The 20,024-nt window shown below is 65.8% G+C and carries 16 protein-coding genes; 2 read left to right on the top strand and 14 right to left on the bottom strand.

Annotation, left to right across the window (positions count from 1 at the left end; all coding sequences use genetic code 11):
* Positions 1 to 6: 6 nt before the first annotated feature.
* The 3 genes from IP90_RS11695 to IP90_RS11685 form a co-directional block, all read right to left on the bottom strand.
* On the bottom strand, positions 7 to 2,103 hold the full coding sequence (locus tag IP90_RS11695) for a prolyl oligopeptidase family serine peptidase (RefSeq protein WP_144899823.1): 2,097 nt from the start codon (positions 2,101 to 2,103) through the stop codon (positions 7 to 9).
* A 100-nt stretch (positions 2,104 to 2,203) separates the two neighbouring features.
* Positions 2,204 to 2,527: a hypothetical protein gene (locus tag IP90_RS11690; RefSeq protein WP_144899822.1), complete on the bottom strand. Its 324-nt coding sequence runs from the start codon at positions 2,525 to 2,527 to the stop codon at positions 2,204 to 2,206.
* A gap of 96 nt (positions 2,528 to 2,623) precedes the next feature.
* On the bottom strand, positions 2,624 to 3,589 hold the full coding sequence (locus IP90_RS11685) for a polysaccharide biosynthesis/export family protein (RefSeq protein WP_242007577.1): 966 nt from the start codon (positions 3,587 to 3,589) through the stop codon (positions 2,624 to 2,626).
* On the opposite strand from IP90_RS11685, the gene IP90_RS16765 reads away from it, so the two are divergent.
* A complete protein-coding gene (locus IP90_RS16765; protein ID WP_199753471.1) occupies positions 3,576 to 3,782 on the top strand; it encodes a hypothetical protein in 207 nt (68 codons plus the stop codon). The two genes, IP90_RS11685 and IP90_RS16765, sit on opposite strands and share 14 nt — an antisense overlap.
* A 166-nt stretch (positions 3,783 to 3,948) precedes the next feature.
* On the opposite strand, the gene IP90_RS11680 is transcribed toward IP90_RS16765, so the two are convergent.
* The 5 genes from IP90_RS11680 to IP90_RS11660 form a co-directional block, all read right to left on the bottom strand.
* Positions 3,949 to 4,701 (bottom strand): YdcF family protein, encoded by a 753-nt coding sequence (locus IP90_RS11680; RefSeq protein WP_144899820.1) that lies wholly within the window; start codon positions 4,699 to 4,701, stop codon positions 3,949 to 3,951.
* Positions 4,702 to 4,763: 62 nt separating this feature from the next.
* Positions 4,764 to 5,936, bottom strand: coding sequence for a glycosyltransferase family 4 protein (locus tag IP90_RS11675; RefSeq protein WP_144899819.1), 1,173 nt, complete (start codon positions 5,934 to 5,936; stop codon positions 4,764 to 4,766).
* A gap of 115 nt (positions 5,937 to 6,051) precedes the next feature.
* Positions 6,052 to 7,224: a hypothetical protein gene (locus IP90_RS11670; RefSeq protein WP_144899818.1), complete on the bottom strand. Its 1,173-nt coding sequence runs from the start codon at positions 7,222 to 7,224 to the stop codon at positions 6,052 to 6,054.
* A gap of 117 nt (positions 7,225 to 7,341) precedes the next feature.
* Positions 7,342 to 8,658, bottom strand: a complete 1,317-nt coding sequence (locus tag IP90_RS11665; RefSeq protein WP_144899817.1) for an oligosaccharide flippase family protein — start codon at positions 8,656 to 8,658, stop codon at positions 7,342 to 7,344.
* Between the two features lie 280 nt (positions 8,659 to 8,938).
* Positions 8,939 to 10,126 carry a right-handed parallel beta-helix repeat-containing protein gene (locus IP90_RS11660; protein WP_144899816.1) on the bottom strand — a complete coding sequence of 396 codons (1,188 nt, stop codon included), beginning with the start codon at positions 10,124 to 10,126 and terminating at the stop codon, positions 8,939 to 8,941.
* Positions 10,127 to 10,566: 440 nt separating this feature from the next.
* Between IP90_RS11660 and IP90_RS11655 the strand changes: the two genes are divergently transcribed.
* Entirely contained in the window at positions 10,567 to 11,400 is an 834-nt protein-coding gene (locus tag IP90_RS11655) for a hypothetical protein (protein ID WP_144899815.1), read from the top strand.
* 46 nt (positions 11,401 to 11,446) lie between these two features.
* Here the strand turns inward: IP90_RS11655 and IP90_RS11650 are convergent, their stop codons facing one another.
* The 6 genes from IP90_RS11650 to IP90_RS11625 form a co-directional block, all read right to left on the bottom strand.
* Positions 11,447 to 12,463 carry a right-handed parallel beta-helix repeat-containing protein gene (locus IP90_RS11650; protein WP_158635336.1) on the bottom strand — a complete coding sequence of 339 codons (1,017 nt, stop codon included), beginning with the start codon at positions 12,461 to 12,463 and terminating at the stop codon, positions 11,447 to 11,449.
* Positions 12,464 to 12,537: 74 nt separating this feature from the next.
* The gene (locus IP90_RS11645) at positions 12,538 to 13,947 is read right to left on the bottom strand and encodes an asparagine synthase-related protein (RefSeq protein WP_144899813.1); all 1,410 of its coding nucleotides are present in this window, start codon (positions 13,945 to 13,947) and stop codon (positions 12,538 to 12,540) included.
* A 9-nt stretch (positions 13,948 to 13,956) separates the two neighbouring features.
* Positions 13,957 to 16,212: a polysaccharide biosynthesis tyrosine autokinase gene (locus tag IP90_RS11640; protein WP_144899812.1), complete on the bottom strand. Its 2,256-nt coding sequence runs from the start codon at positions 16,210 to 16,212 to the stop codon at positions 13,957 to 13,959.
* 64 nt (positions 16,213 to 16,276) lie between these two features.
* Positions 16,277 to 18,127 carry a UDP-N-acetylglucosamine 2-epimerase gene (locus IP90_RS11635; RefSeq protein ID WP_144899811.1) on the bottom strand — a complete coding sequence of 617 codons (1,851 nt, stop codon included), beginning with the start codon at positions 18,125 to 18,127 and terminating at the stop codon, positions 16,277 to 16,279.
* A 265-nt stretch (positions 18,128 to 18,392) separates the two neighbouring features.
* Positions 18,393 to 18,842: a low molecular weight protein-tyrosine-phosphatase gene (locus IP90_RS11630; protein ID WP_144899810.1), complete on the bottom strand. Its 450-nt coding sequence runs from the start codon at positions 18,840 to 18,842 to the stop codon at positions 18,393 to 18,395.
* A gap of 115 nt (positions 18,843 to 18,957) precedes the next feature.
* Positions 18,958 to 19,929, bottom strand: coding sequence for a helix-turn-helix transcriptional regulator (locus IP90_RS11625; RefSeq protein ID WP_144899809.1), 972 nt, complete (start codon positions 19,927 to 19,929; stop codon positions 18,958 to 18,960).
* Positions 19,930 to 20,024: the final 95 nt, after the last annotated feature.

Here is a 20,024-nt window from a genome sequence, read left to right as displayed (position 1 = left end):
AAGATCCTATTTGCTCAACTCGTTCCACAGGAAGGTATAGGCCAACGCGTCCATGTGCGCCTTCTGTGCGTTGTTGGCCGCACCGCCGTGGCCGCCTTCGATGTTCTCGTAATAGCGCACGTCCTTTCCGGCCGCCTGCATCTTGGCCATCATCTTGCGGGCATGGCCCGGATGGACGCGGTCGTCGCGGGTGGAGGTCATGAAGATCGTCGGCGGATAGTCCTTGCCGGCATCGAACAGGTGGTACGGCGAGAAGGTCTTGATGAAGGCCCATTCCTCGGGCTTGTCCGGGTCGCCGTACTCGGCCATCCACGACGCGCCGGCCAGCAGGTGGCTGTAACGCTTCATGTCCAGCAGAGGCACCTGCACCACGATCGCGCCGAACAACTCCGGATACTGGGTGAGCATGTTGCCCACCAGCAGCCCGCCGTTGCTACCGCCCTGGATGCCGAGGCGCTTGACCGAGGTGATGCCACGCGCGACCAGGTCCTGCGCGACCGCGGCGAAGTCCTCGTAGGCCCTGTGGCGATTGGCCTTGAGCGCGGCCTGATGCCAGCGCGGGCCGTACTCGCCGCCGCCGCGGATGTTGGCGACGACGTACACGCCGCCTTTCTCCAGCCAGCCCTTGCCGATGCCACCGGAATAACCGGGCGTCAGCGAGATCTCGAAGCCGCCGTAGCCGTACAGCAGCGTGGGATTGCTGCCGTCGAGCTTCATGTCCTTGCGGTGGACGATGAAGTACGGCACCCGCGTGCCGTCGTTGCTGGTGGCGAAATGCTGCTCGATCACGTGCTTCGAACTGTCGAAGAACGTCGGCATCGTCTTCAGCGTCTCCGGCACCTGCCCGACTTCGACCAGCGACAGCGTGGTCGGGGTCAGGTAGTCGGTCGCAGTCAGCCAGACGGCGTCGCTTTCATCGGCATCGACCGCGGCCACCGCCAGCGTGCCGAACGACGGCGCGCCGGTGAACTCGCTTTTCTTCCAGCCTTCCGCACCGGGGGTCAGCACGCTGAGCCGGTTCTTGACGTCGTCCAGCACGTTCAGCACCACATGCGACCTGGTCCAGGTGTAGCTCTGCAGCGAGGTCTTGTCGGTCGGCTCGAACAGCACGTCGAATTCGCGCTTGCCGGCCATGAAGTCGTCGAACTTTGCTGCCAGCAGCGAGCCGGCGGCATAGGTCCTGCCGCCGACCGTCCACGGCTCGCGCAGTTCCAGCGTCAGCCATTCGCGGTGCACCGACTTGTTGGCCGAATTCGGCGCGTCGATCTTGTCCAGCCCGCCGCCATCGCCGCGCAGGTACAGTTCGTCGTTGTAGAACGCCAGCGTGCGGCTGACGAAATCGCGCTCGAAGCCCGGCGTGTGGTCGCGCATCGCGGCGATGTACATGTCGTCCGGCTTGCCTTCATAGACCAGCGTCGCCGATTCCAGCGGCGTGCCGCGCTTCCATTCCTTGACCACGCGCGGGTAGCCGGAACTGGTCATCGTGCCGGGACCGAAATCGGTGAACACGTAGACGGTGTCCTGATCGATCCAGCCCAGCGCGCCCTTGGCCTCCTTGCGGAAGAAGCCGTCCTTGACCCACTGCTTGCTCGCGAGGTCGAACTCGCGGGTCACGTCGGCGTCGGCACCTCCACGCGACAGCGCCACAAGGCAGCGTTCATAGGCCGGCTTCAGGCAGTCGGCGCCGTGCCAGACCCAGTTCTCGCCTTCGGCCTCGTTCAGCGCGTCGACGTCGATCACCGTTTCCCAGCGCGGTTGCGGCTTGCGGTATTCCTCCAGCGTGGTGCGGCGCCACAGGCCGCGCTCGTGCTGCGCGTCCTTCCAGAAGTTGTAGTAGTAGTCGCCGATCTTTTCCACGCCCGGGATCTTGGCGTCGGAGTCGAGGATGGCGCGGATCTCGCCTTCGAGCTTCCTGAACTCCGGCGTGGCCGCCAGCTCGGCCTCGGTCTTGGCGTTCTCGGCCTTGACCCAGTCCAGCGCCCTGGTGTCGGTGACGCCTTCCAGCCAGGCGTAGGGGTCATCGGACGTGGGCGTGTCGGCGGCAACGGCGCCACCGGCGGCGGCGAGCCCGGCCACCAGGCAGGCGTGGGTGAACAACGACATCGGCTACTCCGGAACGGTCACGTTGGCCGGCAACGCTAGCACAGCCTCGCGGCGCGCCTGCCGTGCCGGAAGTGACGCCGTCATGCCGGGATGCGCGGGCTCAGGCGGCCTGCGGCAACCGCCCTGGACGGCCCGGCAGCGTCCTGCGCCTGGCTTGCACGCGGGGGCGACGGCGGCGCGCACGGATCGCCGGCGGCAGCGTCCGACGCGGCAGACGGAACCGGTGCAAGGCCCACCAGGCGGTCAGTGGCATGCCTAGCAGCCACAGGGGCATCCAGCCCAACCAGGCATTGTGGCCGCGCGCGGCCGGCAGCAGCAGCACCGCGACGACCCCGATCAGCACGGTCTGCCGCAGCGCCTGCTCCAGGCGCGGATCGACGGCATGCGACGGGCGTTGTGCGGAAGTGGCGGTGAAGGCGGGCATCGGTGCGCTCCATCAGGTCGGGAGCGCACCGTGCCGCGTGCTCATCTCAAAGGCTGCGACCGCTGCGTCGCGTCCGTACGTGGCTGCCAGCAATGCTCAGTCCGGACGACCGATGTTGTACTCGGCCGCCGCCGCGTTGCTGATCAGCCCGGACAGCGGCAACAGCTGCGACAGGAAGCGGTTCCAGCGCGTGACGCCGGCCGGCCCGACCCAAACCACGTCGCCGGGCTGCAGCGAGAAACGATCCGCCAGCGTGAACGCAACCGGCGACTTCGCATCGAGGTGGTACACCGTCGCCGGCGTGCGCTTCATCTCGTCGATGCCGCGGATCACGTAGACCGCGCTGCCTTTTGACGTGACCGGATTCAGGCCGCCGGTGCGACCGAGCGCCTGCGTCAGCGACATGTCGGTGGTCTTGAAATTGATCGCCTGCGGGCGCAGCACCTCGCCGATCACATAGACCTCCTTGCGATCGTTGAACGGCAGGAAGATATGGTCGCCAGGCTTCAGGTAGATGTCCGGTGCGACGTCGCCATTGCGATTCAAGGCATCCAGGTCAAGCTTGTAGTTGCGGTTGTCGCGGGTGAGCACCAGTCCGGACAGGTCCGCCTGCTCGGCATCGATGCGCGCCTTGCCGATCGCCTGCGCCAGCGTCAGCGGCACGGTGGTGACTTCCTGCGGCGTCGTGTCCTCGAACGCACCCTGCAGCGCCACGCGGCTGCCGTAGCCGACCACGTTGACGTCGACCTTGGGTTCGCGCAGGTACTGCGCGAGCTTGCTCGACAGCGTGCTGCGCAGTTCCTCGATGGTCATGCCGGCGGCCTTGAACTTGCCGGCATACGGATAGAAGAAACTGCCGTCCGGCTGCACCATGCGACCGTTGGTCACGGCCTGCTGCTGATTGCCGGCAGGCGTGGTCAGTTCCGGGTGATCCCACACCGTGACCAGGATCGTGTCGCCCGGGTGGATGCGATAGACCTGGGGCTGATAGCTGGCCAATTCCGGCGGCAGGCTCTGCAGGGGACGTTCCCCGGCGACCAGTTGCGCCGTGATCGGCACCATCGCGACGCCGCCCTCCTGCACCTGCTCGCTGCTCGCGGCCGAGCGCATGTTCATCTGCTGGCCCGCGCACCCGCTGATGATGATCACAATGGCTACCGCGCAAATCCGGATCAATGTGTTCAATGTGGCCGTCCTCATGCTCGCGGACCGCATCCGCTGTTTCGGCGTCGACTCCCGCACCTCCTTGCGGTGATTTGCGCCGTATCGGTGCGCTTCGCAGACAACTGCGTTGCAAGCGCGACTGCGCGTCACTGCCTTTGTTCCGCGTACGCAGACTAGTGCGCCGACTGCATCAACAACGTGAGGAATGCGCGCATCGGTCTGCGAACGTTCATCGAAATCAACAGTGCTTCGCGTGTTCATTTCCGTAAATGCGCCGCCAGCAGTCCTGCGTATTCCTTCCAGGCGCGACCGCTGCGCCATAGCGCGCCGAACGATGGCAGCCAGCGATCGTGCCATTCAGCGCGCGTAGCGCGTTCGGGCACCGGCACCGGCACGATGTCGACGCCGGCCTGACGAAACAACAGGCTTGCGCGCGGCATGTGCAGCGACGAAGTGACCAGCAGCACGCGGCGCATGCCGCGACGTTCGGCAAGCGCGGCGGTGAACAAAGCGTTGTCGCGCGTATCGCGGCTGCGTTCTTCCAGGATCAGCGCCGATCGCGGCACACCCAGTCTGGCGATCGCAGTGGCCATCGTGCTCGCTTCGCTGTCGCCGGGTGCGCCGCCGCCGGAAAGAATGACGATCGGCGCGCGTCCGCTCAGCCAGGCGCGCGCGCCCGCCGCGATCCGGCTGTTTTCAAGTTGCTCGATGCGGATGCCCGGACGCTCGACCCAGCCATAGTGCCCGCCGCCGAGGACGACGATCGCATCGGTCTGCGGCAGCGTCGCCTCGGCCACGACCGGATAACGCGATTCCAGGCGGCCGCGCAACCAGTCCGAAGCCTGCGGAATCGACCAGGTCAGCGACCACGCCAGCGCGACGGCCGCGATCGTGGCCGCAGCCGCGCGCAGGCGCAGCAGCAGGCATGCGCCCGCGCAGGCCAGCAGCCAGGCCGACAGGGTTGGCGGATAGGTCAGCGAGACGACGAGGTCCTGGATCGACGGCAGCATCGGCGTGTGCTTCGGCTATCGACGCGCCAGGCGTGCGCGGGAGCGATGGTGGCGTGCGTTCCTCATCGGGACGCTCCGACGAGTTCGCCATTGTGCAGCGGCATGCGCAGCAGTTCGTTGTAGACGTCGATCGTTTCCCGGATGACATTGCGATGATCGAAGTGCTGCAATGCGCGATCGCGCGCACGGCTCGCCAGCCGCTGCAGCAACGGACGATCGTCGTCCAGGCGCGCCAGCGCGGCGGCCAAAGATTCCGCACTGCGCGGCGCGACATGCAGGCCGTCGACGCCATCTTCGCTCACCACTTCGCGACAGCCCGGCAGATCGGTGGTGACCAGCGCCAATCCGCTGGCCGCACCTTCGATCAGGCTTTTCGGCACGCCTTCGCGGTAGTAGCTGGGCAGCGCCATCACATCGACCTGGCGCATCAGCGTGGACATGTCCTCGACATGGCCCAGCCAGGTCAGCATGCCCTGCTGCTGCCAGCGCTCGACATCGGCGCGCGGCACTGAACGCGGGTTGCCGGGATCAGGCATGCCCGCGAGCAGGAATTCAATGTCACGGCCTTGCTGGCGCATCAGCGAGGCCGCCTCGGCGAACTCGCCTATCCCCTTTTCCCACAGCAGTCGTGCCGCGAGCAGCACCCGCAACGGGCGTCGCGCCTGCGCATCGCGCGGCGCCGGAGAAAAACGTTCGGTATCGACGCCTGAACTGCGGATCAGCCGGATCTTGTCCGGTGGCGACAGGCGCAGCGCGGTGAACGTGCCGACATCGTCCGGGTTCTGCAGGATGACGCGCGAATTGCCGTGCCCAAGCGTGCGCCGCATCAGGTCGCTGACCACCGGCCGCAGCGCGCGCGCTTTCATGCGCTGGCTGGTGAACACGTAACCCATGCCGGCCACGGCGTTGACCACCGCCGGCACCTTGGCCATGCGCGCGGCCAGTGCACCGTACACCGCGCATTTCACCGTGAAGTTGTGCAGCAGGTCGGGGCGCTCGGTGGTCAGCAATCGCACCAGGGCGCGCAGAAGCAGCGTCTCGCGCAGCGGATCCAGGCTGCTGCGGTCCATGGGCAACGTCCGCCAGGCGATGCCATGATCGGCGAAGCGCGCACCGAAATCCCCGGGCGGAGACAGCATCATGACCTCGGCGCCGAGCGCTCGCAGCCGCAATGCGGTCGACAGCCTGAAGTTGTACAGATACCAATCGGTATTTGCGAAGAAGGCGATCTTCATTCCCGAGCCGACTATGGAAACAACTCGATTCTAGCGGCCACAGTCGGCAGGAAAGTCGTGGATGCGCTTGGCGTCGCAGTCATGTTGTGCGCGGTTCAACAAGATAAAGCCGGCATCATGATGCGCGCATCGTTGTCCGCGAAATGGAACCGTCGCCGGTATCCCGCGTAGTTGTTCCGGCGTGCGCGGCAGCGCGCACCAGCAGCGCGGGAAAAATCACGAACAGCAGGAAACACGATGCATAGCGTATGCCGCTGCCCGGGTTGTAGATGCCGAACGGCGCGTACGACACCAGGATCACCAGCATTGCCGGCAGCCATCCCAGCAGCAGGATTCCTCGGGTGGGGCCACGCGGCGCCTTGAACATGGCCACGTATATCGAATGCAGCAACAGGCCGAACACCACCAGCCCCGCCAGCAGGAATGGCAGCATCACCGGCCGCGCGAGCACTTCCGCAGGCGTCGGGCCGATCAGCGACAACGGCAATATCCACCACAGGCCGGCCAGCAGGTCGCCAGCCGTGTGCAGGTCGACCCAGGTGCGGGTGGTGGTCGAGGCGACGGTGAAATAGCTCTGCGCAAGCGGCAGGATCTCGTTGCTGATGTAGCCGTCGATGTACGGCCAGGCGAACGCCAGTGCCAACGTCGCCAGCGCCAGGAAGAATACCGCCTGCACACCGATGCTCAACCGCAGCCGTGGCCCCCACGCATACAGCAGGTACACCAGGTAGAACAGCGCGATGCCGATGCCGAACGGCGCGCGGATGTAGATCATGCCGGCCACGCACAACGGCGCGATCAGCACGTGCGCAATGCGATGCCGGCGATGATGGCCCAGCACCGCACCCATGAAATAGGCGAGCAGGCCCACGAAAATGGACTCGCGTCCGGTCACCGACGCCCATACGCCGAAATTGGGATTGAGCAGGATCGCCAGCAGCGGCCAACGGTAGCGGCCGCGGATGTCGCCCTGTGCGATCAGGTAGCAGACGCCGCTGGCGGCGAACATCGAGAAGGCCAGGTGCACCAGCAGGTCGGCACCGAGCATTGCCCGCAGGCCACTGGCGACGCGGGTGATCAGCAAGGTCCGGCCCTGCGCATATTCGCCGTACTCGCCGGTGAGGTAGGCCTGGGCATCGCCAAGCTGGCTGTAGCGGCTGTAGACGTACACGGAAAACAGCGTCCACGCGGCGAATATCGCCAGCACCACCGTGCGCCTGAGCGGGGCGCCCGCGGATGCGGAGGTGGAGGGATAGGCCGTGGTGCGGTGGTCGAGGACTGCGATCATGGGCTGGATCTTCTTGCCGGGCGCCGTTCACCGTGGAGACGGGTTTCGCCGAATGCGGCGGCGCATGCGTTTCGTTCATCACGTCGTCGCACGGCAAATGCAGTGGACCACGCGCTTTCAATGACGGTCACTATCGGCATTTGCACGTTGAATCCTGGTGAAACGGCGCACGCCGAAGTAGGTACCCAGCAGCAATACCGTTTCCGCGATCACGGTGGCCCAGGCCGCGCCCAGTTCATGGTGCGCTGGAATCAGCAGCACGTTGCCAGCAATCGCCGCCAGCGTGGCCAGCGCCATCGCGTAGACGCGAAAGCGCATATGGTCCTCGGTCAGCAGCGCCGAGCCCATCGCCGTGGACAGGAAACGGATCGGAGGACAAAGTGCCAGCACCATCAGGATCGGTACCACGCCACGGAACTGTTCGCCGAATATCAGCGGCACCAGCCATGGACCCAGCAGCACCAGCGCCATGCTGATCGGCAGGCCCAGCAGGAACATGGCGATGTTGCCCCTGCGATAGACCATCCAGAACTTCGGCTTGTCGTGCGCGGCCCATCGATGCAGTTTTCCGAGCAGGAATTTCTGGTAGATCGTGGCGGGGATGAGATAGATCGCCGTCATCACCGCCAGCGCGACCGCATACATGCCGGCCTGGCTGTCGCCCTGGAGGTACTTGAGCAGGATCGTGCTGATCTGGAAGAAGACCGGGTACAGCGCCGCGTATACGCCATACGCCCACGCCTGCGACCAGACCGCGGCCATGCCGGGAATTTCCGCTGCGACCAGATCGGTCGATCCGGTTCGCGGTCCATGGCCTTTCAGCGCTATATCGCCGCTGAACATCGCCCCTACCTGCGGTATCGCCGCCAACGCCAGCAGCAACGCGATGGCGCCATAACTGAGCGCGACGAATTCGTCGGTGAGGCGCGGCACCATCAGCAGGGCGATCGCCACCAGCAGGCGGCTGCCGGGCATCAGCATCTGGGTCAGTGCCATGCGTCCATAGCGGTCTTCCAGGCGCAGTTTGTTGCTGACCAGGTTCACCGCCAGGATGCCGAGGATCACTGGCGTGAGCGCCAGCAGGCTGAAGCGCGTGCCGTCCTGTGGTGCCCCGATCAGCGCCCATGCGACAACGATCGCCAGCGCCAGCAGCGTGGTGACCAGGGTGAACTTCATTGACGGTTTCAGCCAGCGGTGCGCCTGCCATCCCTCGACGCCATAGACCTTCAGCCGGAACTGGGTCAGCCCGAAGCCGGCCAACGGCGCGATCATCGTGACCGTGGCCAGCGACGATGCGAACAGGCCATAAGCGGCAGGCCCCATCTGCCGCGCGAGCAGTGCCTGGGTCAGGAATACCATCACCGCGCCGGCGGCGGTGGCTGCGCCCAGCATCGAAACGGTCATCGCTGCGCGACGCCACCCCGGCATGCTCATGACCGCATCACGCGGGACCGCATCCGGGCACGACGCAACGCAAGCACCTGTCGCCGTGCACCATTACCGCGGTTCGCCGCGGAACATACGCGTCGGCACGGGAATGTCGCCTACACGCGGCGAACGGCAGCAGCCCGGAGAGTCGAAACAGCACGCGTCACGCGCCCTCATCGGAACGGGAACGGGCGACGATAATCGCCGCTTGCTGATTCCAACGTGACGGACGCAGGCAAGCCTTGCCAACAAAAAAGCCGCCCCGGCGGGGCGGCTTCAGCAGGGATCAACGGTAGTAGTTGGTCGTGATCCTGATGTCGGAAACATCGCCCTGGATCAGGATGTCCCGTTCGATGCGCTTGCTCCAGCCCGTCTGTTCGAAAGGCGTCCGCGACACGGGACCCAGGCGGCTGTAGTTGCCGTAGGAGGTGTTCTGGCTGACCTGGCAGTTGCGGGTTCCATCCTGGATGAAGATGCCTGTCGCCGAGTTGTTGCGCACCGTGCTCTGGACGATGTAGGTCGCCACGGCATTGACGGTGACGATGCCGCAACTGCCGTTGTCCTCGACGATGCACTTGCGCACGGTCACGCCCTGGGAGCCTTTGTAAAGCAGCATGCCGTACCGCGCGTTGCCGCGCACCAGGCAGTTCTCGAACAGCACCTTGTAGGCGGTGTTGCCGTTTTCCGGCTCGATGTCGATGCCGCATTGGGGCGTGGCACCGGAACTGTTGCTGAACTCGGAGTCGTAGACCTTCACATCGCGCACGTAACCGATCGACAGGCCCTGGCGGCGACTGCCGGTGCTGACGATGTTGGCGACGAACACATTGGACGAGGGAATCGCAGGCGCCTGCCAGACGGATGCACCGGCGATGACCAGGCCATCTCCCCAGCACTTGGAGACATGGATGTCGCGCACCGTGACGTTGCTCGATCCACGAACGTAGATGCCGTGGCCCCACTCGCCAGTGCTGCCGTTGTGCCCGTCGCGTTCGCCGACGATCTGGCCGCCGGAAATCTCGACCTCGCGCACCTTGTTCACGTACAGCACGTTGTACCGCTCTGCGCTGTTGGGCTTGGCCACCAGCTTGGCGCTCTGCGACAGCTTCAGGTGCATGTTGCTGCGCAGGCGCACGCTGACGACCGCATCGATCTTGTAGGTACCAGCCGGAACCTCGACCGTTCCGCCCGCCGACGGCAGCGCGTTGATGGCTGCCTGGAAGGCAGCCGTATCGTCGTTGACGCCGTCGCCGGCGGCACCGTAGTCGCGCACGTTCAGTACCGTGCTGCCGCGCTTGCGGGACGGAAGCGTATAGCTGGAAGTGGTTGCGTTGGTTGCCGCCGCGGTGGACATGACCGGCCAGGCGGCGCCAGCCAGTGCCACCGGCAACGCCATCGCGAACGACTGGCGCAGGAAATCTCGCCGCGCGATACCTGTTTCGCACATCGCAGGTGCGCGTTCATCTTTTTTCATGAGGTTCTTCTGATCCGGAAAATTCAAGTAGTTTTTCAATGCAGTTCTTCATGCGCTCATCACGTTCCAAAACCCTAGCGCATTCGTTTTCCGGAACACCGACACGAAGTCTGTATCTGTGACGTTTTTCCGGGTTTCCGGATTAACGATTCATGCTCCGATCCCGTTCAAGTTCATGACTGCGAAGCATTGTTCCTCCGAAGGAATGCGGACGTGATGATGCTTCATGACGATCTCTCGCCCTTTGCCGCTTTAGAAGTGAGAAAAGCCGGAGAGCCGGAGAGAACGTCACGCCGGATGCACCACCGCCTTGATGCTCCGGTGTAGATTTCAGCGTCGGCCATCTGGCCCGGGCGCCCGCGAACATCGCGGAGACGAACTCCAGACATATCCACGACGAGGTTCATCGCAATGCTTTCGATCGCGCATGGAATCCGGGCATGAGCGCGGACTCAAACGGCAGCATGTCCGACACCGGCGTTCCGATGCGCCAGGCAGCCGTGCCCGCGGTCAACCTGCTCTGGACCGGCGGCTGGGATTCGAGTTTCCAGTTACTGCAGCTGCTGCTGCTTCATGGCCGCGAGGTCGTCCCCCACTACCTGCTGGATCCGACGCGATCCTCCACGCGCGCCGAGCTCGCGGCGATGGAACGCATCCGCCATCGCCTGTTCGAGCAGTACCCGCAAACACGTACGTCACTCAAGCCGCTGCAATGCTTCGACATGGCCGACCTTGCTCCCGATGCCAGGATCGCCGATGCCTACGACCGAATCCGCGCGCAGACCTTCCTCGGCAATCAGTACGAGTGGCTCGCCCGGTTTCGCGATCAGCGGGGCATCGCGCAGCTTGAACTGGCCGCCGGCTATCGCGATGGCAGGATCCACCACATCATCGAACCGTTCGTGCTCCGCAGCGACGCGGGCGGCTATGGCACCTGGCGTCTCGGCGAGGAGCATCGCAACACGAACGAGTTCACGGTGTTCGGCGGATTTTCCTTCCCGTTGTTCGAATTGAAGAAAGCGGAAACCGCCGAGATCGCCGGCGCGCAGGGCTGGCTGGAGATCTTGAAGCTAACCTGCTTCTGCCACCGGTCACCCGATGGCAAAGCGCCCTGTGGCTACTGCAATCCCTGCCTGTACGCGGTCGACGAGGGATTCGGATGGCGCATTCCACGACGCAACCGGGTCAAGGGCACTTTCTACCGCGCCCTGGTGCGACCGATGAAGGCGCCGGTCAAGGCAGCGCTGCGCCATCTGGGAATGCGGGCGCGCTGAGCTTGCGGAGCGGCGTGGACACGGCGCAGCGCATGCGCACCTTCGGCTATTCGAACTGATTGTTCTCGTCGATGCGGATCGCAACGCTGTCGTCGGCCATGCGCAGCTGCCGTCTGCCGCCATCGAGGTTGCCGACGAACCGGTTGTCGCTGATGCGTACATCGCGCGAGCCGGCGCGCAGAGAAACGCCTCTCGCGCCATTGTTGCGGATCACGTTGCCGGAAAACACGCAGTCGATCGCGGTCACCGCGAGGATGCCGTCGCCACGGTTGCGCTCGATCGTGCATTTCCTGATCGTGACCGCCGCCGCGCGCTTGTAGAGCTGGATGCCGGGACCGCGATTGCCACGTACCAGGCAACCCTCGATCAGGACATCGCGCGCGACATCGGTGTCCGGTTCGATGTCGATGCCCGCGGCGGGCGCGGTGCCGCCGGTGTCGCTGAACTCGCCGCCGCGCACATGGGCCCCACGATAGCTGCCGATGGTCAAGCCCTGGCGCCGGTTGCCGGTGCAGGTCGCGTTGTCGATCAGCAGGTCGCGTCCCGGCCGCGACGGCCGTCCCTTGAGCATGATGCCGCCCGCGGAAATTCCATCGCCCCAGCAGTCGGAAATGCGGATGTTGCGGATGGTGACGCGGGTGCAGCCACGCACCCTGATGCCGTGTCCCCACTCGCCATCCTTGCCCAGGTGCGAATGGCGGTCGCCGACGATGCGCCCACCGGAGATTTCCACGTCCTCGAGTTGCTGCGCCAGCAACACGTAGGCGCGTGGCGCAGCATTGGCCTTGGCCTGCAGCGTGGCATCGCCGGCCATCTCCAGGTGCACCCGGCTGCGCAGCTTCACGCTGCGCGTCGGATCGATGAGATAGGTGCCGGCCGGAACGTGCACGGTGCCGCCGTCGGCCGGCAATGCATCGATCGCCGCCTGGAAGGAAGTGGTGTCGTCGCGGATGCCATCGCCGCGGGCGCCGTGCTCGCGCACGCTGGTTCTTGCGTTGCCGCGCGTCCTGCCCGCGGCGGCCGGCCGCACGCCGAACGGCAGTGCACCGACGGCCAGAACCATTGCGGCCAGCTCCAACATTCCACCGATGAAGTTCCTGCGCGAAGCCACACCGGCATCCGCGGCGGCGGCGCGCCTCATGATGCCGACGATTCGCTGCCGCGATCGTGCCGGACCAGCCACGGCAGCACCACCGCCAGCAGATAGAACTTCGACGCGTGGTACTTGTTGTCCAGGCGCCGGCGATTCCTGTCCAGCCAGCGCGTGGCGCCCGGCAGCAGGTAGCTGGCCTGCTGCGCATGGTCGCGTACCAGATCGAAGCGTGCCGCGGCCAGGCCGCACAGGTCGAAACGGAAGCTGCCCTTGCGACGCACATACGGCAACTCGCCGAAGCGGGTGGCGATGTGCCTGCGGATCAGCATCTTGTTGACGCCGGTGTCCGGATCGACCTTCTGGTAGCCGGGCACTTCGTAATGCACCCACTCGCGCAGAGCGCGGTCGCAGAACGGGTACGCGGCATGCAGCGACAGCGCGTCGGCCGCATACAGGCCCTTGGCGAAGGCGCCCGCGGAGCCGGCGATCGACATCGACATGTCGCGCCATTCCCAGGTGCTGGTCGCCGATGCGATTTCTTCCCGGAACAGCGCCAGCCGCGCCCGCGAGCGGCTGGCCATGTCGCAGCCGAACAGGCCGTCGACTTCGCTGTCGGTGAAACGAGAGCCGGGGAACACGCGCTCGATCGGATGCATCTGCAGGGTGCCCAGCATGAAGCACAGCTCGAAGCTGCGATCGATCAACGGCAGTTCGGAGGCCCGGCCCGGCAGGCGCAGCTGCTGCGCCAGCCGCGCCAGCAGCCGCTGCTGCCGGCTCACCGGCGTGCCGAAGTAGCTGTCCGCGCCAAGGCCATCGATGATGCCGTCGCCGCCGTGCGTGGCGATCTCGGTCGCCAGGTCCATGTACGACAGCAGGGCGAAGTCGGCGGTCAGCAGCGGCATGCGATCCACGACGGCCAGGTACCGGTCGTAGGCACGCCCGGGATCGCATACCAGTACTTCGTGGCGCAACCCGAGCCTGCGCGCGACGAATGCCGCCGATTCCACCTCGTTCTCCTCGCGGCCACCCAGGTAGGTGATGCAGGTGGTGTCGGGCCGGGCCTGCGCGATGGCGATCGCCAACGTGGTCGAATCCTTGCCGCCGCTCTGCAGAAGCCAAGGCGCGCGCGCCTGCGCGCAGGAACTGGTCACCGCATCGCACAGCAGGCGGTGGTAGACGCCGACCCAGTCCTGATCCTCGCGCGCGACCTCGGGCACCTCGCCCGCGTTGCGGAACTTGAAGTGGAACTGCGGCGCGGTATGCATGTCGTGCTGCGGGCAGAAGCCGAACGTCACCAGCTTGACGCCCTGCAGCGTCGAATGCGGCGGATAGACGAACGCGTTGCGCAGCAGGTCGGCGACCGAGACCGGATCGACCTCGCCGTATGCGCCGCGCTTGCGCACGAGCCCGGAAAAGTCGGGCTTGCCGTAATACGGCGACATGGTGATCTGCATGGCCACGTCCTAACGGGCCGGCGATGGACCGCGCGCCGGCAGGTACTCGTAGTAGCTGTAGGCGTACTGGCCCGCGCCGCGCTTCTGCACGCCGTTGAAGATCGCGCCGCGGACCTCGACGCCGTTCTGCTCCAGCCTCTGCTTGGCCAGCGCGATCTCGCGCTGCTGGTTCAGGCCCCAGCGCACCACCATCAGGCAGGTGCCGACCTGATGGCCGATCACCGCCGCGTCGGTGACCGCCAGCACCGGCGGCGTATCGATCACGACGATGTCGTAGCACGGCGCCAGCTTGTGCAGCAGCGTGGCGAAGTTGGCGTTCATCAGCAGCTCGGACGGATTGGGCGGCACCGCGCCGCGCGAGATGAAGGCCATGTTGTCGGCACCGGGCACGCGCCGCAGCGCGTCCTCCAGCCCGATGCGCCCGGAAATCAGCTCCGACAATCCGCCTTCCGAGCGCACTCCGATCGCGTCGTGCAAAGTGCCGCGGCGCATGTCCGCATCGATCAACAGCACGCGCTGGCCAGCCTGGGCGATCGTCACCGCCAGGTTGGCGCAGACGAAGGTCTTGCCGACCCCGGGGCTGGGCGCGGCGATCATCAGCAGGTTGTTGCGCGTTTCCAGCCGCGCGAAATGCAGGCTGGTGCGCAGCGTGCGCAGCGCTTCCATCGCCAGGTCGGTCGGCGCGCTCAACGCGAGCAGGCGTTGCCGGCCCTCGCGACGGAAGCGGCGCGGATGCACCGCCAGTTCGTGGCCCTTCTCGCTGAACGGAATCGACGCGTACACCGGCAGCCCGAGCAGTTCGATGTCGACCGGGTCCTCGACACCGCGCTTGAACATCTGCCGCAGCAGCACGAAGGCCACCATCAGCAGCGCGCCCAGTGCGGTGCCGCCGGCGATGACCGGCACCGGCTTCGGCCAGGCCGGGCTGGCGAGGTTGACCGCGGCAGGATCGATCACGCGCGCATTGCCGACCGCGCTGGCGCGCGCGATGTCCAGCTGCTGCGCCTGGTCGAGCAGGTTCGCGTAGGTCTGATTGGTGACCTCGACATCGCGGTTGAGCCGGAACAGACCCTGCTGCGTGTCCGGCAACTGCCGCAGCCGGCTCAGCAGCGCGCCCTTGTCGCTCTGGAACTGGCCGATCTGCTGCTGCAGCACCTGGTACGCCGGATGCTGCGGCGTGTAACGGCTGGCGACATCGGTCATCTGCACGCGCAGCTGCTGGATGTTGGCATCCAGCGCGACGATCTGGTCGAGCAGCGCCTTGTTCTGCACGGTCACGTCCATCGTCTGCGAGCGCGCCTGGAAGTCGCGCAGCGCATCCTGCGCCTTGGCCAGCTCGCGCCGCACGTTCGGCAACTGCTCGCTGACGAAGGCCAGCCGCTTGGCCGCTTCGGCCGAATTGCGTGCCACGTTCTGGCGCACGTAGGTCTGGGTGATCTGATCCAGCACCCGGCTGGCCCGCACCGGATCAGTGTGGGCGTAAGTCAGTGCGATGACGCCGGAGCTGCGGCCCTGTTCGGTCGCGCTGATCTCGCGCTTCAGCGCATCCATGATCGCCATGGTATTCAGGCGCGTGACCTCGAAACGCATGCCCGGACGCGCCTCCAGCGCTTCCACTTCCATGGTGATGCCGCTGGCGGCGACGGTCTCACCAACCCGTCCACGCAACAGCAGGTTGCCGTCGCCGTCGGCCAGGGTGTAGTGGCCCGGCTCGCGCGCGATTAGTTGCAGCGGAATGCCGGTCAGTTCGGAAGGCACTTCAAGCTTGGCGATTTCGAGGCGCTCGCCGCCCCAGCCATGACGCGACAGGCCAAGCCACGGTTCGGCCAGTTCACCAGGGTGCCGTTGCTGGAACCGGCGCGCCATGAAATCGCCGATCAACGGAAACCGCGACGGCTTGACCTCGACGTCCAGCCCCAGGTTCTGCAGCGCTTCGCCGAGCACGCGGCGCGACGTCAGCAACTGGATCTCGGTTGCCGCAGGCGCTTCCTCGGCCATCGGCGCCTGCGTGCCGGCGCGCTCGTTCAGGCCGGGGAAATTCGGCAGCCGGCTTTCGACCTGCACCACCGCATTGGCCTCGTACTTCGGTGTCGCCAGCATCACGTAGGCGACGCTGGCCAGCAGGAACAGCGCGGTACCGAACAGGATCAAACGCCGGTTCTCGTTGAGCGTGGTCAACAGCGACGGCAGATCGATCTCGTCTTCGCGCGCCGGCGGCGGCACCTGGATCTGCGGATCGGTTCGGGTGATCAGATGGGTGGTCATGTTCTTTCACCGGTCGTGGATGAGAGGCCGCCGCGCGTTCGCGGGCGATGCACGGAGGCGGATGTCATGGCGCCTGCGCACCCTGCAGCGCCGCTGCCGGCGATGGGCCCGGATACGGTGCCGGCACGGGATTCCGGTCGTGCGCGGCGCGCAGGCCCGTCAGCGCTTCCAGGATGCGTCCGCAGGCATCGCTCTGGCCGCTGTCCGCCACCAGCACGCGCTCGATCGGCACGCCCTCCTCGACCAGGTGCTGGCCGAAGGATTCACTCTGCGCCACGTGCAACGACGCCAGCGTGCGCATGACCTTGCGGTTGGCCTCGTCGGGCAGGTCCGAAGCCGTCGCGGTGGACGGCTTCGTTTCGGTGTCGACGGATACCACCGGGATCTGGTGGTAGTAGGCGACCAGGGTGGTGGCGAACGATGCGGCGGTATCGGCCGGCACCAGCACCACGTCCGGCTGCACTTCGCGCAACACGCGCTCCATCCCGCCGAATGCTGCGGCGCCGGCTTCGCTGGACGTGTCGTCGGCGTGCGTGACGCAGGGCATGTGCCCCGGCGTGATCTCGCACTGGTGCAGCACCTCGCCTGGGTCCTGCCCGGGTCCCGCATTGACACACACGGTCGCATCGAAGCGACCGTCCTGAGACAGCCGTTTCGCGATCGGCGCGATCTTGTCGGCATCGGAAGGCGCGGCGAGCACGCACAGGGCCTTCAGTGGCAGCTGCGAGGGTTGCGCATGCATCGCGATCGGTTCGCCGGCAACGCCATGCTGATCCGGCATGAGTGGCTCAGACGGTTGCCATGCCTGCTGCGCAGCCAGCGCGCGATCGCCGTCGCCGGCAATGGCTAGCGAAGCGCCTCCATCCACGCGCCGCGACGAGCCCGCGCCCGCCGGCAGCAGCAGCTGCGGCAGCCACAGCACGTAGGCCAGCAGCACTGCTGCGAACACCAGCGCGCTGGCCAGGCTTGGAATATCGCGCAGCAGGTAGCCCAGCATCGCCAGCAGGCCGCCGGCAAGCACGATCGCCGCCAGTACGATGCGCGGCGGATGGCCGGCATCCAGCAGCAGGTGATGCAGGTGCTGCCGATCCGGCTTGAACGGCGAGGTACCGTTGCGCACACGCCGGTACATGACCGCCAGCGTGTCCATGATCGGAAGCGCCACGCACCACAGTACGTCGACCGGCGCCAGCCGCGCGACGCTGCGGTGGCTCAGGAACACCAGGCTCCAGGCCAGCAGGAAGCCGATCAGCATGCTGCCGGCGTCGCCCATGAAGATCTTGCGTCCGTCCGGCCAGCCCAGGTTGACGAACAGGTAGGGAATCAGCGCGGCGAACAGTACCTGCAGCAGCAACAGCGCGCTGGGCACCGACCAGTGTGCATTGTCGAAGAACAGGATCGCGGCGATGCTGACCATCGCGATCGATGCGGCAAGCCCGTCGATCCCGTCGAGCATGTTGAAGGCGTTGATCAGCCCGATCACGGCGAAGATCGTCAGCGGAATGCCGAAAATGCCCAGGCGCAGTTGCTGCCCGCCGAGCTGCAGACCGAGATCGTCGACGTAATAACCGGTTGCCGCGATCACCAGCGCCACGACGCCGGCTTCCGCCAGCAGGCGCGAACCGGCGCTCAGGTCGTTGAGATCGTCGACCACGCCGATCAGCATGACCAACATGCCGCCGGCGACCAGGCTCATGGCGAAACGGTCCAGGTAACCCAGGTAGCCCAGGCCCACCAGCAGGCCGAGAAAGACGCACAGGCCGCCGATCAGCGGGATGCGGCCACGATGGCGCTTGCGCTCGTCCGGCCTGTCCACCAGGCCGAAGCGACGCGCGACGGGGCGTATCGAAAATATGGCGAACAAGGTGACTGCCAATGCAATGGCGCTGGCGGCTACCAGTTTTGGATCTTCCATGCGCTGCCTCGGAGATTCTTGTTAGTTGTTGGAATCCGTGTGCATCCGCACGTGCAACAACCGCACCCCCAAGGCGGCGACCTTCCTTACGCGGAATGCACGATCACTCGTTGCGAAACCGCTTTCCATTTCAGTCAACACGAATCTAGTAAGCACAACCTGATAGGAACATGAAGCGATCTGCTTCATCGTCATGAACAGGTGCATGAAGCGATCGCGCATCGATTTCGCGCAAGCACGATGGCGTCGACACCATTAAGCGATGTCACGCGTGTGTGTAAATGCGCGGAAGCCAAGCCTCGACGGCAGCATCGATCATTGGATAGACTTTTTTGAATGCAGCGGCTCCGCGACCGTATGGATCGGGAATATCGATGTTGCGCTGCCACTTCCCCAGCATGAAAATTTTTCCCACTGCCTTCGGCGCGAGCACACGCAAGGCTTCCAGGTGTCGTCGCTCCATCGCAAGGACGAGATCGGCGCCTTCGATCAGCGCGGGACTGATCTGCCGGGCGACATGGGTTCCGGCAGAAAGCCCGTGCGCGGCCAGCACCTGCTCGGCCTGCGGGTCGATCGGCATGCCGCGCAGCGCCGCCAGTCCCGCCGATTCGACAACGTTGTCCGGTTGCTCGCGCAACCGATGGCGCAGGATCGCCTCGGCGGTGGGACTGCGGCAGATATTGCCGACACAGACGATCAGCACGCGTTTCGGCATGGCCCGATCCTAGTCGTTCGCGTATTCCCGCAATGTCTACAGCGGGCCGGCAAGCCCATGACCGGTCATTGGCGATGTCCGTCGCATACGGGCCAGCCCGGATCGGCGGGCGCGATCAGTCGCGGTCGTATTGGCTCAATGCCAGCGACAAGAGCGAACGGGCCTGCTCGCGCAAGGATTTCGGCTCGATGATCTCGGCGTCGCTGCCATAGTGCAGCACGTCCATCAGCAGTTCACGCGACGTGCCGTACGGCACCTTCAGTTCGTAGCGGCCGTCAGGCAGCCAGCGCCCCTGCTGCATCGAATGCCAGTGCTCGTCGGCGACCCAGCGCGACGCCTTGGGGCTGAACACGATCGTGGCCCAGCCCTTCGGCTCGCCGGAGAAGATGCCGTAACTGGACGACAGGTGCTGGTCGAGCTGGTCGTCGCCGATGTCCAGCGCCTCTTCTTCCAGCACCCGCGCATTGCCGATGCGGTCGACCGAAAAGCTGCGCAGTGCCTCGCGCTCGTGGTCCCAGGCATCAAGGTACCAGTTGTCGCGGTAATGGGTGATGCGCTGCGGCGAGACGATGCGGCGGGTCTTCTCGTCGGTGGAACGTGCGCGGTATTCGAACGCCAGGCGCTTGCGTTCCAGCACCGCCGAGGCGGCCGTGCGGAACGCGTGTTCATCGGTGCGGCGGGTGCGGTGCGGAATGACGCGCACGCGCTCGACCGGCCAGCGCTTGCCGCCGGCATGCTCGGCCAGCAGGCCTTCGATGCGCTGGTGCAGCGGCGCCAGTGCGCTCGACAGCACGCCGCCGCCGGTGCGTGCCAGCAGTTGTTGCGCGGCCAGCAGTGCGTGCAGTTCCTCGGAATTGAGCCACAGGCCCGGCAGTTCGAAACGGCCGGCGTCGCCGGACTCGTAGCGGAAACCCGCCTCGCCGTCGCCGACCACCGGTGCCATCAGCGCATCGCGCAGGAAGGCGAGGTCGCGGTAGACGGTGGCGCGCGAGCAGCCGAGTTCCTCCTGCAGGCGCGGCACCGTCACCGGATAGCGCGCGGACTTGAGGATGCGGTGCAGGGCGTTGATGCGCTCGTAGCGGTCCATGGACGGATTATGGCGGCTTTACCATCTCGATGGCGGGATGTCCGTCGACGCGGCTGGCACTTCCCGCCACCGGATTGCGGATGCAGAAGCCAAGG

The organism is Luteimonas cucumeris (assembly GCF_007830035.1).
In the GTDB taxonomy this organism is placed as follows: Bacteria; Pseudomonadota; Gammaproteobacteria; order Xanthomonadales; family Xanthomonadaceae; genus Luteimonas_C; species Luteimonas_C cucumeris.
The sequence above is the reverse complement of the archived record's forward strand: the minus strand, read 5'-3'. Positions and strand labels throughout refer to the sequence as shown.